Genomic DNA, 14,352 nt, shown 5'->3' with positions numbered 1-14,352 from the left:
TAATATCGGAAGTCCGTTGCTCGCGCGTTGTTGGTGGCGGCAACGGACTTTTTTTATCCGCAGACCAAAACGACAAACCCGACGCGATCACCACGACCATCACGACCACTATGAGCGACGCACATCACACCGATTGGCGCGAGCACGGCGTCAAGGTCATCAAGGGCGACCAGCTCGACACCAACACCGCGCAGACGCCGGGCATGAACCGCGCGGCCGCGATCAATGCAGCGCGCGTCGGTGCGCAGAAAATCTGGGCGGGCACGGTCACGATCCATCCGAATGCCAAGACCGGCGCGCATCATCATGGCGCGCTCGAAAGCGTGATCTACGTCGTGCGCGGACAGGCGCGCATGCGCTGGGGCGAACACCTCGAATTCACCGCCGAAGCCGGTCCGGGCGACTTCATCTTCGTGCCGCCTTACGTGCCGCATCAGGAAATCAACGCGAGCACCGACGATCCGCTCGAATGCGTGCTCGTGCGCAGCGACAACGAAGCCGTCGTCGTGAACCTGAATATCGATGCCGTGGAAGCGCCCGAGGAAGTCTTCTGGGTCGACCCGATCCACAAGCATCCGCACGATCATTGACATACCGGCCGCACGCCTTGGCATGCGGCCCGTTCCTTGCTTCCTCGAAACGACGCGGCAACGCTTTTCGCGTGGCCGAACGCATAACGACAACCCGCATACGGAACGACCACCGATGAAGAAATCCTCGACCGACGCACATCACCTCGACGCAGCGCGCACTCATGCGGGCGACCTGGGTAATCATGCGATCGACGAATTCAAGGCAGGCCGGCTTACGCGCCGCGAGTTATTGCGTCATGCGAGCGTGCTGGGTATCGCGCTTTCGGCTGGCGGCTTGCTTGGACTCGGCGCGACGAACGCTCGCGCTCAGGCCGCGGCCAAGCCGGGCGGCACGATTCGCGTGGCGCATCTGACTCCCGCGGGCGCCGTCGATCCGCTCACCGTCACCGATGCCTCGGGTCTCGCGCTGATCAATCAAACCGGCGAATTCCTGATCGACGACGACAGCGAAAAGCTCGCGCTCAATCCCGCGCTCGCGCTGTCGTGGTCGTCGAATGCGAAGGGCGATGTCTGGACTTTCAAACTGCGCCAGAACGTGAAGTTCCACGACGGCCAGACCATGACCGCCAAGGACGTGGCCGCGACCTTCAACCGCTTGGCCGATCCGAACGCCGGTTCGGCCGCGCTCTCGGTTCTGAAAGGCGTGCTGTCGAAGGATTCCGCGAAGGCCATCGACGATCACACCGTCGAGTTTCATCTGGACGCGCCCAACGGCAATTTCCCCTACTACGTTTCGTCCGACAACTACAACGCCGTCATTCTCCCGGCGAATTTCACGGGTTCGTACGAGAAGACCTTCATGGGCACGGGCGCGTTCAAGCTCGAAAAGTACACGCCGAAAGTGGGCGCGTCGTTCGTGCGCAATCCCGACTACTGGGGCGCGAAAGCGCTGCCGGACCGCGTGAACTTCTCGTTCTATGCGGACCATCAGGCGCAGCTTCTCGCCATGCAAGGCCGCCAGGCCGACGTCATGGGCGACTTCACCGTGCAAGGCGGCGTCTCGATCCTGAGCAATTCGCAGTTCAAGGTACTGGGCGCGAAGTCGAGCTCGCATCGGCAGATTCACATGCGCTGCGATACCGGCCCGTTCAAGGACAAGCGCGTACGCCAGGCGCTGGCGCTGGCGATCAATCGCGAAGTCATCGTGAAAGGGTTGTTCAAGGGCCGCGCGACGGTCGGCAACGACAGCCCGTTTGCGCCCGTGTTTCCGTCGAGCGATCTTTCCGTGCCGCAGCGCCATCTCGATGTTGCGAAGGCCAAGCAACTGCTCGGCGAGGCCGGCGTGGCGAACGGCTTCGACATCACGCTCACGACCGAAAAGTACATGGAAATTCCTGACCTCGCGGTCGTCGTGCAGAACGCGGCCAAAGCCGTGGGCATCCGCATCACGCTGAAGGTCGAAAGTCAGGATCTGTATTACGGCTCGGGCACGTTCGGCAAGTCGGACTGGCTGGATTCGCCGCTCGGCATCACGGACTACGGGCATCGCGGCGTGCCGAACGTGTTCCTCAACGCGCCGCTCACGAGCGACGGCACCTGGAACGCGGCGCACTTCAAGAATCCCGCTTACGACAAACTCGTCGCGCAGTTCGTGGCCTCGCTCGACGTGGCATCGCAGAAGAAAGTGTCGGGCGACATTCAGCGTCTGTTGCTCGATGAAACGCCCGTGATCATCCCGTACTTCTACGACCAGCTGATCGTCACGCGCGCCAGTGTTTCGGGCGTGCGTTTCAATGCGATTTCGCAGATGTGGTTCGACCGGGCGACGGTGTCGGCGGCTTAAAGGAGGTTCGCGAGGATGAGCACGATCACGCCCTCGACCCGCATCGGGCCGGCGCGCAACGGCGGCGCGAAAGCACGCCGCGTGTTGCGCTTCGTCGGCGTGCGCGTGCTGCTTGCGCTCGTCACGCTCTGGCTCTTGTCGATGATCGTCTTCGCCGGCGGCCAGTTGCTGCCGGGCGATGTCGGCCGCGCCATTCTCGGCCCGCTCGCGGATGCGCGCGCTGTCGCCGCGCTGAATCATCAGCTCGGCGTGGACCGGCCGCTTCTCACGCAATATTCGGCGTGGATCACGCATTTCCTGCGCGGCGACATGGGCGAGTCGTATGCGTTTCGCGCGCCGGTTGCACCGTTTATCGGCGAGGCGCTGTGGAATTCGGCGAAGCTCGGCGCGCTGGCGTTCATCGTCGTGGTGCCGCTCGGCATTGCAGGCGGCGTGTATGCGGCGCTGCACGCGGGGCGCTGGATCGACCGGATCATCAGCATTGGCGGACTCACGTTGACGGTCGTGCCGGAATTCGTCTCGTCCATCGTGCTGATCCTCATCTTCGGCGTGTGGCTGCAATGGCTGCCGATAGAAGCAAGCGCCAGCGCCGATGCCGGCATCCTCACGCAATTGCAGCATCTGATCCTGCCGGTGCTGCCGCTCGTCTTCGTGTTCTTCGGCTATATCGCGCGGATGGCGCGCGCGGGCACCGTCGAAGCGCTCGATGCCGACTACACGCGCACCGCAATCCTCAAGGGCTTGCCGCGCCGTATCGTGATCTGGCGGCATGTGCTGCGCAATGCGCTTCTGCCAACCGTGACGGTTGCCGCGACGCAGCTCGGCTACATGATCGGCGGGCTGGTCGTCGTGGAGACGCTCTTCCACTATCAGGGCATCGGCTCGCTGATCTACAACGCGGCGAAGGCCAAGGACTTCCCGATGCTCGAAGCAGGCGTACTCAGCATCGGCGTGATCTACACGGCGGCGAATCTGATCGCGGATGCGCTTTACGTCGTGCTGAATCCGCGTCTGCGCACGGCGGATTCGTCGGGAGACGGGCGATGAGCACACAAGCCCTCGCCCCCGTCAAACCGAAGCGCTTCGAGGCGCTTTTCGCACTGTTGCGCTCAGCGACCTTCGTCGTCGGCGTGTCGATCCTGCTCTTCTGGGTGCTGTGCGCCTTGTTCGGTCAGCATGCCGTGCCGATCGATCCCTACGCTTCCGATCCCTTGAACTCGCTCGCGCCGCCTTCCGGCGATCACTGGTTCGGCACCGATCAGCTCGGCCGCGACGTGTTCGCGCGCGTGATCGTCGGGTCGCGCGACATTCTCACCATCGCGCCGCTGGCGACACTCATCGGCACGGCGGCGGGCACGGCCATCGGCCTCGTGGTCGGCTACTTCGACGGCTGGGTCGATGCCGTCGTCGGCCGCGCTATCGACGCTCTTCTCGCGCTGCCGCTCGTCATCGTCGCGCTGCTGGCGCTGGCCGCCGTGGGCGCGAGCAACACGACGGTGATCATCGTGATCGGCCTGACCTTCGCGCCGATCACCGCGCGCACGGTACGCGCCGCCGTGCTGGGCGAACGCCATCTCGACTACGTGATGGCGGCGCAGTTGCGCGGCGAGAACGCGCTTTACATCATGTTCGCGGAGATTCTTCCGAACGTGCTGCCGCCAATCATCGTCGAAGCCACCGTGCGGCTCGGCTACGCGATCTTCGCGGTCGCGACGCTCTCGTTCCTGGGATTCGGCATTCAGCCGCCGTCCGCCGACTGGGGACTCGCGTTGTCCGAAAGCTATACGCTGATGGCGGGCGGCGCGTGGTGGACGGTCGTGTTCGATGCCGCCGCCATTGCCTCGCTCGTCGTCGCTGTCAACCTCGTCGCGGATGCCGTGCAAGGAGTGCTCGACCGATGAACGGACCGCCGCCATCGGCATTTCCCACATTCGGCGCCGCCAAGGGCGAAGCGACCGACGCGCTCACCATCGTCGGACTGACGGTGGCCTACCGTTCGCGCGGACGCGAGCGCGAAGTGCTGCAGGACGTCTCCTTGCGCGTGCGGCGTGGCGAAGCGTACGGACTCGTCGGCGAATCCGGCTGCGGCAAGTCGACGGCGGCGCTCGCGGTGCTGCGCTACTTGCCGAAGAACGGCCGCGTAAAGTCGGGCCGCATCTCGATAGCCGGGCGCGATGTCTCCGCGCTGTCCGCCGACGCCCTGCGCGAAATGCGCGCCGATGCCGTCTCCATGGTCTATCAGGACCCGGGGCGCGCGTTGAATCCGTCGCTGACCGTCGCGCGGCAGGTGTCCGAAGCCTTCGAGGCTTCGGGCGCTTCTGAAAGCGACGCGCTCGAGCGCACGGTGGAGATGCTGCGGCGTGTGCGTATTGCATCGCCCGAACGGGTGATGGAAAGCTACCCGCATCAACTGTCGGGCGGCATGCAGCAGCGCGTGGTGATCGCCATGGCGCTTGCCTGCAATCCCGAACTGCTGATTCTCGATGAACCCACCACCGGTCTCGATGCCACCGTCGAAGCTGAAGTGCTCGATCTCATTGCGCAATTGCGTGAGGAACTCGGCACCGCCGTGCTGTTCATCAGCCACAATCTCGCGGTGATCGGGCGCATGTGCGAGCGCGTCGGCGTGCTGTATGCGGGCAAGCTCGTCGAGGAAGGCGCAACCGCCGATGTCTTCGCAAAGCCGCGCCATCCATACACCGTGGGCCTGTTGCGCTGTCTGCCGACGAGGGGCCGCAGCAAGGAAAACGGCCGGCTCGACACCATTCCCGGTTCGTTGCCGCTGCCGGGATCGGTGACGCAAGGGTGCATCTTCGCCGCGCGCTGCAAGCTCGCCGACGAACGGTGTCTCAAGGAAGCGCCGCCGCCGTATCGGATGAGTGCGGCGCACGGCGATCAGATGGCGCGCTGTCACTATCACGAACGCGCGGAAACGCTGCCGCGTTCGACCGACGAAACGCCCGCCGCGCCTCCACTCGATCATCGAGCGCAACCGACGCTCGCGCTCACCGCACGCAACCTGTCCAAAACCTTCCATGTCGGCGATGAAGAAGTGCGTGCCGTTCACGATGTCTCGCTCGACCTCGTGCAAGGCGAAACACTCGGACTCGTCGGCGAATCGGGCAGCGGCAAGACCACGCTCGCCAAGCTGCTGCTGGGCCTCGTCTCGCCGGACAAGGGCGCGACGCTCGAACTCGACGGTCAGCATCTGCCTGAACGCGTCACGCGGCGCAGCGACGAGCAGGTGAAGTCGCTGCAGATCGTGTTTCAGAACCCGGATTCGGCGCTCAATCGCGCGCATTCGGTGCGCCGGCTGATTGCGCGTTCGCTGTCGAAACTCGCGTCGCTGCGTGGCGAAGCGAAGGAAAAGCGCCTGCAATCGCTGACCGAAGCCGTGCGTCTGCCGGAGCGCTATCTCGGCTCGCGCACGCGCCAGTTGTCCGGCGGGTTGAAGCAACGCGTGGCGATCGCGCGTGCTTTTGCGGGCGATCCGCGCGTCGTCGTCTGCGACGAGCCGACTTCCGCGCTCGATGTCTCCGTGCAGGCCGCCATCCTCAATCTGCTGGCGGACTTGCAGCGCGAACGGCGCGTGAGCTACGTGTTCATCTCGCACGATCTGCACGTCGTGCGCTATTTGTCGGATCGGATTGCGGTGCTGTATCTCGGGCGCATCATGGAGATCGGCCGCGCGGCGGATGTCTTCACGGGGCCGCAGCATCCGTACACCGAAGCATTGCTCTCGTCGGTGCCCGCGCTCGAAAGCGCGCCCGTGCAAAACGAGCGCATTCGCTTGTCGGGCGAGTTGCCGAGCGCGGCGAATCCGCCTTCGGGATGCGTGTTCCACACGCGCTGTCCGCGCAAGGTCGGCGACATCTGCGAACGCGAGGTTCCGCCTTGCCGCGATGCGGGGCACGGTCATGCCATTCACTGTCATATTCCGGTCGAGGAGCTGCGCGCGCTGCAAAGTCCCGAAAAGGTGACTTAAGCGCCGCGCGCCCGGAACCAAAGTGCGTGTTTGCGCCTCTCATCGGTTCACTCTCAAAACAACGAGGATTCAATCGATGAAACCCACTCTCTCGCTCGCTCTCGCCGCAGCTTGTGCCTTCGGTTCGGCCGCCGCTCACGCGCAGACGGCGGCGCCTGCCGCCATCGACCAGAGCTTCACTGCTTATTCGCTCGCGCAGCAATGCGCCCAGAAGGGCGACAACACCGCGCAAGGTCAGTGCGTGGGCGCCGTGCGCGGCATCGTGCGGGGTTATCAGTACGGCGTGCTGTTCCTGTCGCAACGCGCGTCGCTGCAGGATGGCGACACCAAGCGCGTGTCGCTGTGCCTGACGGATACGTCGGTGTCATCGATCGTCGATGACTTCCTCACCGATGCGAAACAGGTGAACGAAGCCGATCTCAAGCGCACGCCGGCTGAAGTGGCGGTGCTGGGGTCGGTGCATTTGCATCACGCTTGCACGTGACTTGCACGTGCTTTGCACTTGAGCCCGCTCAAAGCATCTCCAACCTGCGCTTCGCTTTTGGCGGCTTGAACTGCTGATCGATATCCGCCAGTTCATCCGCCGACAACGCAAGGTCGAGCGCCGCGCGATTCTCGCGGATATGCGCAATATCCGCGGCTTTAGGAATCGCGAAGACTTGCGGCTGTTGCAGCACCCACGCGAGCGCGACCTGAAACGCCGATACGCCGCGCGCCGCCGCGATCTTCTCCAGCGCCCCGCCCCTCGGCAGACGCGCGTGATCGACGGGGCTATACGCCATCGCTGGAATGCGGCGCTCGCGCAACCACGGCAGCAGGTCGAATTCGGGTCCACGACGCGCGACGTTATAGAGAATTTGATCGGTTGCGCAGGCATCGCCGTGATCGAGCGAAACAAGTTCTTCCATGTCGTCGGTGTCGAAGTTGCTCACGCCCCAGTGGCGAATCTTGCCATCGCGCCTGAGCTTTTCGAAGCCCGCGATCACGCCTTCCAGATCCTCGTCGCCGCGCCAGTGCAGCAAGTAAAGATCGATGCGGTCCGTCGCCAGCCGCTTCAGGCTGCGCTCGCACGCGCTCTGCACGCCGCGTTCATTGCCGTTATGCGGATACACCTTGCTGACGATGAACAAGTCCTCGCGCCGGTCGCCGAGCGCTTCGGCGATCAGCTTTTCGCTTTCGCCATCGCCGTACATTTCGGCAGTATCGATGAGCGTCATGCCGAGTTCCACGCCCTCGCGCAATGCGGCGATCTCGGTCTTGCGGGTGTTCGGGCGTTCGCCCATCTCCCAGGTTCCCTGGCCGAGCTTTGGAATGGTTTCGCCGTTCGGCAACGTGACGGTTGGCAGTGTGTGCGCCATGGAAAGCCTCCTTGTGCTGAAGGCCGATTATGTCGCAAGGAGCACTCCAGGTCTTCGCTAGACCAGTCCGACGACGAGCGGCCCGAGCAAGGTCAGAAGCACGTTCGCAAGCGCGTAGGTGACGGCGAACGCAGCCGTCGGCACCGGGCTTTCCGCCTTGTCGAGCACGCCGCCGAACGCCGGATTCGCACTGCGCGACCCCGACAGCGCGCCCGCGAAAACCGCCGCGTTGTCGTAGCGCAGGACATATCGGCCGAACAGCATCGTGAGAAGAAGCGGAAACAGCGTGACGAATACGCCGAGCAGAAAGATGGTCACGCCGCTTTGCTTCACCGTCACGACCGCCTGCAAACCCGAGTTCAAGCCGACCACCGCGACGAACGCGGCCAGCCCGAAGTCCTTCAGCAATTGCGATGCGGCGGGCGGCATGACGCCATACATCGGATGCTTGCCGCGCATCCAGCCGAACAGAAGGCCCGTGAGCAGACAGCCGCCGCCCGAGCCGAGCGTGATCGGTATGCCGCCCACGCGCACCACGATCAGCCCGATCAGCAGTCCCAGCACGATACCCACGCCCATGTAGATGAAGTCGGTCTTGTCGGTGAAGGGAAGCTCGTAACCGGCGGCATCGACGGCGCGCTTCGTGTCTTGCGGCGAACCGTAGACGGTGATCACATCGCCATGTTCGAGGCGCGTCTCCGGCAACACGGGCATGGGCAAACCGGCGCGCGAAATCTCCTGGATATAGACGCCGTGCCGCATGTCGCGATCCACGGTCGCGCGCAGCGTGGCGATCGTCGTGTGGTTCATGCCGCGCTTGGTGAACACGCCCTGACGCTTCTGCATGACGACGCTGATGCCGTCGGTGTCCGCGACTTCCTCGCCGAGTTGCGCCGCCGCGCTCACCATTACTTCGCGCCGTCCGACGACGAGCACGATATCGCCTGCCGCGAGCATGACGTCGGGACGCGCTTCGAGCGCCTTGCCGCCGCGCCGGATGCGCTCGATGGTGATCATGTCCGCTTCGGCCATTTCGAGGTCGGCCACCGTGCGGCCCGCCGCGCCGCTTGCCGCCGTCACGCGAAACGCCCGCCCGACGAGCGCGGGCAACGCGGAAACCTGGCCCGCCGCGGGCCCGGATGCGCCGCCGCCCGCAAGCTGCCGCTCGGCGTCGACGGATGCTTCCTTCAGGCTCTGTCCCATGAACTTCGGCAGGATGTTCACGCAGACGATGATCGCGCCGAGCGAGCCGAAGACGTAAGTCACGGCATAGGCAATGGCGACATCGGACTGGAGCGCCTTCGCTTCGGCGGCCGGCAAGCCGAGCCGCGCGATGGCGTCGCCCGCCGTGCCGATGATCGCCGATTGCGTCAGCGCCCCGCCCGCGAGTCCGGCCGCGAGTCCCTTGTTCAGTCCGAAGACCTTCGCGCAGACGATCACCGTGACGAGCGCGGAGACGGCCAGAAACACGGCCATCGCGATTTCGCGCAGCGTCTTGCGATTGAGCGAATTGAAGAACTGCGGCCCGGAGTCGTAGCCGACCGCATAGATGAACACGGCGAACATCACCGCCTTCACGCCATTGTCGATTTGCACGCCGATCTGGCTGATCGCCACCGCCGCGAGCAGCGAGCCGCCCACGCCGCCCAGCTGGAACTTGCCGAAGTTGACCTGGCCGATGAGATAACCCGCCGCGAGCGAAAGAAAGAGCGCCGTTTCGGGCGACTTCTGAAAAACGAGGTGCAGCCATTCCATGTCGATGTCCCCTTCAGCCGAGCTTGCTCGCCAGCCCGACGACGAGCGGCCCGAGCAGCGGCAGCAGCACGTTCGAGATCGCATAGGTGATGGTGTAGCCGATCACGGGCGTCGCGTTGCCCGTCACGCCGACGAGCGCGCTGATGGCGGGCGTGCTGCACTGCTGGCCGGCGATCGCGCCGAGCAGCATCGGCACTTCGAGCTTGAGCAGCATCCTGCCGATAAAAAGCGACGCGAGCGCGGGCCCCAGCGTGATGACGATGCCCGCAAGCGGCAGCGCGACACCGAATTCGCGAATCAGCCGCAGCGCGTCCGCGCCCGCCGACAAGCCCACCGACGCGATGAATGTGCACAGTCCGAAGTCCTTGAGAATCTGCGCGGCGGCGGATGGCAACGAGCCGATCACCGGATAGCGCGAACGAATCCAGCCGAACAGAAGACCCGCGAGAAGACAACCGCCGCCCGTGCCGAGCGTAATGTCGATGCCGCCGACACGCGCAGAAAACCGCCCGATCGCGATGCCCGCGATCACGCCGAGCCCGAGATACACGAAGTCGGTTTTTTGGGTCGCGCGGATGATGTAGCCGAGCTTCGACGCGCCGCGCGCGACATCTTCCTTGTTGCCGACGAGCGTCAGCACATCGCCGCGATGCAGTTGCGTGCCGGGCAACGCGGGAATGGTGCTGTCCAGTCGCGTCACGGCCGCGACGAAGACGCCGCGCCCTTCGCCCGGCGCGGCGCGGGCGCGCGCCTGGGCAAGCGTGAGGCCGTGCAGCGCGCGCGCTGTGAGCATGACATCGACTTTCTCGACGTAGACATCCGAGACGCCGCCGCCGAACACTTCCTCGCCGATAGCAGGCAGTGCCTCGACGATCGCCTCGCGGCGGCCGCCGACCATCACGCGGTCGTTCGCCTTCAGGATGACCGACGGCTGCGCCTTGATGACCGAGCGGTCGCGCAACACGCGCTGCACGCTGATGTTGTTGCCGAAGCGCTTTTCAAGATCGCCGATGGACTGGCCCGCGCCCGCCGTCACTTTCAGTTCGCGTCCGGCGAGAGGCGGCGCGGCAAGCGTCTGCCCTTCGGACAGCGCGCCGTCGCCACCGAGCTTGCGCCACACGCGCTCGGCTTCATCGCGCAGATTAACGCGCAGGATGAGCGGCGCGAACTGGCTCGAAAAGAGCACGATCGTGACGAGCCCGAACAGGTAGCTCACGCTGTACGCGGTCACGATATTCGCCTGCAAGCGCGCGATTTCCGCGGCCGGAAGCCAAGCCGCCCGATGGCCTCGGACGCCGTGCCGATCACGGCCGATTCGGTGGCGCCGCCGGCCAGAAGTCCCGCCGCCGTGCCTGGATCGAGCCTGAGCAGGCGCACGCTCAGGAGCACGAGCGCCACCACCACCACGACTTCCACGAGTGAGAGGATGCCGTAGCGCCAGCCGCGTCCGACATTCGCGAAAAACTGCGGGCCGCCCGTGAATCCGAGCGCAAAGATAAAAAGCGCGAAAGCGATATTTTTCAGATCGGGGGAAATTCGCGCGCCGCTTTGCCCGAGAATCAGCGCGACGATAAGCGTGCCGCAAACGCCGCCCAGCTGAATCGGCCCGAGTTTGAAAGACCCAATAAAAAAACCGATCGCGAGACTCGCGAAGAGGGCTATTTCCGGTTGCGCCTTTAACAGAGTCCACAGCATGGTTGGTGTAGATCCGGTTGATTGTCGACAAACCTGGGGATTTATTTATTAACACATAGGCCGGGAAAATCCCGATTGGATTTTATCCATTTCGGCAGAGCGGCGGTATGTTTCTTAACATTAACGCATTACTAATCTCACGGTTAATTAGAATGCTGCTTTTTAGTATCCGCACAATACTTCATACAAGTTCGTTATGGTCTAGCCAGCTTGCATAAGCGCAGTTCCGTGCGATATCGCACCTTCGCGAGCAGATTCGTATAAAAATCAACCATCAAGCCCGTACATCTTCGAAAAACCGAAATAAAAACCCGTCACGTGCGCAATTACTCTATTTACCTTAAAAAATTAAATATTGCATTTCTTTCGTCCTGTCAATATTATCCGTTTAAAGAACAAAACGAGGGTCAACAAAAGTGAACGGCCGTATCTTTGGATGCGCCTAACTCACTCCATCGCTGTACAACCTGAGGGCTGCACAATGAATCAGATCCATGCAATGCGAGTTTTCGTTCGGGTAGCCGATACCGAAAGCTTCAGACGAGCCGCCCAGCAACTAGACGTCTCAAATGCCTTGGTGACACGGGCAATTGCCATGCTCGAAGCGCATTTGCGAACGCGTTTGATTAACCGGACCACGCGAAATCTTTCTCTCACGGAAGCCGGCACACGCTATCTCGAAGGCTGTCGGGCTCTGCTGGAAGAACTGGATCATCTTGAGTCGGCAGTTACCCATACCGAAGGCGAACCTAGCGGCACTTTGCGCGTGGTGGCATCGAGCGCGCTTTCACTCCTAACCCTTACTCCGTTAATCGACGGATTCAGAAAGCTTTATCCGAAAGTCAATGTGCGCCTGACGCTCGCCGAACGTCACGTCGATCTCGTCGAAGACGGCTATGACGTGGGAATCGTCACCGCGTTCATGGTGTCGAGCACCGCGCTCGTGGAACGTCCCGTCGGCAATAACGCGCTCGTGCCCGTTGCCACGCCCGCGTATCTCGCCGAACACGGCACGCCCGCCACGCCAACCGATCTACAGTCCATGCCGTCCGTTGGGCTACCCAGCGAGATACGAAGTTCTTCCTGGCATTTCCGGCACCGCCATGGAGCAGCGGACCAAGTCGCCCTCGCTCCCGTCTACTCGGTCAACAGTGCGCTGATGGTGCGCCTTGCGACGATGCGTGACATGGGCTTTTCGATCCTGCCCGAAGGCATCGTCAACCGGGATATCGCAGACGGCACGCTCGTGCGGCTCTTGCCCGAGTACACCATCGACGACCCGGAGATGAAAGTGTCGATCGTCTATCCGGGACGTCAATATCTGCCTGCCAAGACGCGCTTTTTCATCGACTACGCGCTTGAAAGGCTCACTCAGGAAGTGACTTCCGCATCGTCCAAGCCAGATGAAATCTATCGGCCGACGCCCCCCGCCTTCAAACCCGCACCGGGCGCAGGCGTGACGCCTGCCGTCACCTCGGCGACCCACCACTGACCCCAAAGGCGTGCGGCTTATCTCACAGGCCGGTACGCGTCGATTCTTGCCTGTGACGAAACATGTCGAGCGCCCATTCCCATCGCCTCATTCTCTTTAGCAGCCGTCAGTACGACGCCGATACGTTTTGTCAGGCTAACGAATCGTTCGGCGTCGAGCTCGATTTTCGCGAAGCTCATCTCGACGCGCAGACGGCCATCCTTGCGCAAGGTTTCACGGCCGTCTGCCCGTTCGTCAACGATCTCGTCGACGCCGCCGTACTCGAAAAGCTCCACGCAGGCGGCACGCGTCTGGTCGCATTGCGCTCGGCGGGCTTCAATCATGTCGATCTGCATGCGGCCAAGCGCCTTGGCATCGCCGTCACGCGCGTTCCCGCGTATTCGCCGCATGCGGTGGCGGAACACGCGGCCGGCATGATCCTCACGCTCAATCGCCGGCTGCATCGCGCGGTGGCGCGCACGCGCGAAGGCGATTTTTCGCTCAACGGCCTGCTCGGCTTCGATCTGTATGGCAAGACCGTCGGCGTGGTCGGCACGGGTATCATCGGGCGCACGTTCGGCAAGATCATGGCGGGCTTCGGCATGCAGGTGCTCGCCTACGATCCAGGACCGCCCGCCACGGACCTGCTCGAACGCGGCGCGCGCTATGTCGCTCTGGACGAACTGCTCGCGAACTCCGATGTCGTCTCGCTGCACTGTCCGCTCCTGCCCGCGACCTATCACATGATCGACGAACGCGCGCTCGCAAGCATGAAGCGCGGCGCCATGCTCATCAATACCGGACGCGGCGGGCTCGTGGAAAGCAATGCGTTGATCGGCGCGTTGAAGAGCGGCCAGTTAGGGCATCTCGGACTGGATGTCTACGAGGAAGAAGGCGGTCTTTTCTTCGAAGACCATTCGGACCACTTGCTTCAGGACGACGTGCTCGCGCGTCTCCTCACGTTTCCGAACGTCATCATTACCGCGCATCAGGCGTTTTTTACGCGCGAGGCGTTGATCGAGATTGCATCGACCACGCTCGGCAACCTCATCGCATGGGCGAACGGCACGCCGCGTAATCTGGTCGATGCCCCCGCCGCCTGACCGGCGCAATCACATATCGCCGTATTCCGCGCTCGCTTCGCCGGGCGCGGCGCACATGGCAAGCAGCATGGCCGCTTCGCGCTCGTGCACTTCCACCGGCATGCAAAGCGCGCCCGCATGAGCCAGATAGCGCGCGCGATGCTGCCCGTTGCGAAACGCGATCACACCCTCACGATGCACGCCCAGCAAGCCTAGAAAACCCGACGAGCGGCGCACGCTGATGGTCACGTAAGGCATCTCCGGCACACGCGGATTGTCCGGGTCGAGAAACTCGCGGATACCGCGTACCTTGCCCGCGTGCCAGTCGGTGACGGCCTTGAGCACGTAGTCGGTGTCGTCGCGATTGGCGCATTCGAGCAGTTTCCTGACATCGACGAGTACGACCTGATGGCGGGAACCCGGGTCGTTGAAGACCCGTTTCAGGCGCACGAAGTCGTACTGAGGATGGCCTTGCAGCCTGACGATCCAGACCGCTTCTGCGGCGGTCGGCGCTACGATCGTATCCATGTTCGGCACCAAAAAGACGAGCGGCGCGCGCCCCGTGCGCGCGTATCGCGAGATGAAGCGGCGATAGATGAGTCAGTTAAACTTTTACACCCTAGCGGTTAA

The 14,352-nt window shown here is 63.2% G+C and carries 11 protein-coding genes and 1 pseudogene; 8 read left to right on the top strand and 4 right to left on the bottom strand.

Annotation, left to right across the window (positions count from 1 at the left end):
• The first annotated feature begins 110 nt into the window (after positions 1-110).
• The 6 genes from NCT03_RS02845 to NCT03_RS02820 all read left to right on the top strand — a co-directional run bounded on the left by NCT03_RS02845 (position 111) and on the right by NCT03_RS02820 (position 6,845).
• Positions 111-590 carry a cupin domain-containing protein gene (locus NCT03_RS02845; RefSeq protein ID WP_244827205.1) on the top strand — a complete coding sequence of 160 codons (480 nt, stop codon included), beginning with the start codon at positions 111-113 and terminating at the stop codon, positions 588-590.
• A gap of 115 nt (positions 591-705) precedes the next feature.
• Positions 706-2,376 carry an ABC transporter substrate-binding protein gene (locus tag NCT03_RS02840; RefSeq protein ID WP_250491887.1) on the top strand — a complete coding sequence of 557 codons (1,671 nt, stop codon included), beginning with the start codon at positions 706-708 and terminating at the stop codon, positions 2,374-2,376.
• Positions 2,377-2,391: 15 nt separating this feature from the next.
• The gene (locus NCT03_RS02835) at positions 2,392-3,423 is read left to right on the top strand and encodes an ABC transporter permease (protein ID WP_244827203.1); all 1,032 of its coding nucleotides are present in this window, start codon (positions 2,392-2,394) and stop codon (positions 3,421-3,423) included.
• Positions 3,420-4,277 (top strand): ABC transporter permease, encoded by an 858-nt coding sequence (locus NCT03_RS02830; RefSeq protein ID WP_244827202.1) that lies wholly within the window; start codon positions 3,420-3,422, stop codon positions 4,275-4,277. Before NCT03_RS02835 ends, NCT03_RS02830 begins: the two co-directional genes overlap by 4 nt.
• Complete coding sequence (locus tag NCT03_RS02825; protein WP_250491886.1) at positions 4,274-6,361, top strand: ABC transporter ATP-binding protein; 2,088 nt, start codon at positions 4,274-4,276, stop codon at positions 6,359-6,361. Before NCT03_RS02830 ends, NCT03_RS02825 begins: the two co-directional genes overlap by 4 nt.
• A gap of 76 nt (positions 6,362-6,437) precedes the next feature.
• Positions 6,438-6,845: a hypothetical protein gene (locus tag NCT03_RS02820; RefSeq protein ID WP_250491885.1), complete on the top strand. Its 408-nt coding sequence runs from the start codon at positions 6,438-6,440 to the stop codon at positions 6,843-6,845.
• 28 nt (positions 6,846-6,873) lie between these two features.
• On the opposite strand, the gene NCT03_RS02815 is transcribed toward NCT03_RS02820, so the two are convergent.
• The 3 genes and pseudogenes from NCT03_RS02815 to aspT (NCT03_RS02805) all read right to left on the bottom strand — a co-directional run bounded on the left by NCT03_RS02815 (position 6,874) and on the right by aspT (NCT03_RS02805) (position 11,169).
• Complete coding sequence (locus NCT03_RS02815) at positions 6,874-7,719, bottom strand: aldo/keto reductase (protein WP_250491884.1); 846 nt, start codon at positions 7,717-7,719, stop codon at positions 6,874-6,876.
• A 57-nt stretch (positions 7,720-7,776) separates the two neighbouring features.
• Positions 7,777-9,474, bottom strand: a complete 1,698-nt coding sequence (aspT, locus tag NCT03_RS02810) for an aspartate-alanine antiporter (protein WP_250491883.1) — start codon at positions 9,472-9,474, stop codon at positions 7,777-7,779.
• Positions 9,475-9,487: 13 nt separating this feature from the next.
• Positions 9,488-11,169 (bottom strand): annotated as a pseudogene (gene aspT, locus NCT03_RS02805) (aspartate-alanine antiporter).
• Positions 11,170-11,650: 481 nt separating this feature from the next.
• On the opposite strand from aspT (NCT03_RS02805), the gene NCT03_RS02800 reads away from it, so the two are divergent.
• Positions 11,651-12,661 carry a LysR family transcriptional regulator gene (locus NCT03_RS02800; protein ID WP_250491978.1) on the top strand — a complete coding sequence of 337 codons (1,011 nt, stop codon included), beginning with the start codon at positions 11,651-11,653 and terminating at the stop codon, positions 12,659-12,661.
• A gap of 62 nt (positions 12,662-12,723) precedes the next feature.
• The gene (locus tag NCT03_RS02795; RefSeq protein ID WP_250491882.1) at positions 12,724-13,743 is read left to right on the top strand and encodes a 2-hydroxyacid dehydrogenase; all 1,020 of its coding nucleotides are present in this window, start codon (positions 12,724-12,726) and stop codon (positions 13,741-13,743) included.
• Between the two features lie 9 nt (positions 13,744-13,752).
• On the opposite strand, the gene NCT03_RS02790 is transcribed toward NCT03_RS02795, so the two are convergent.
• The gene (locus tag NCT03_RS02790) at positions 13,753-14,250 is read right to left on the bottom strand and encodes a plasmid fertility inhibition factor family protein (RefSeq protein ID WP_244827195.1); all 498 of its coding nucleotides are present in this window, start codon (positions 14,248-14,250) and stop codon (positions 13,753-13,755) included.
• Between the last annotated feature and the right edge of the window lie 102 nt (positions 14,251-14,352).

The organism is Caballeronia sp. GAWG1-1 (assembly GCF_023631465.1).
Lineage (GTDB): Bacteria > Pseudomonadota > Gammaproteobacteria > Burkholderiales > Burkholderiaceae > Caballeronia.
This window is presented reverse-complemented; position numbering and strand designations above follow the sequence as displayed.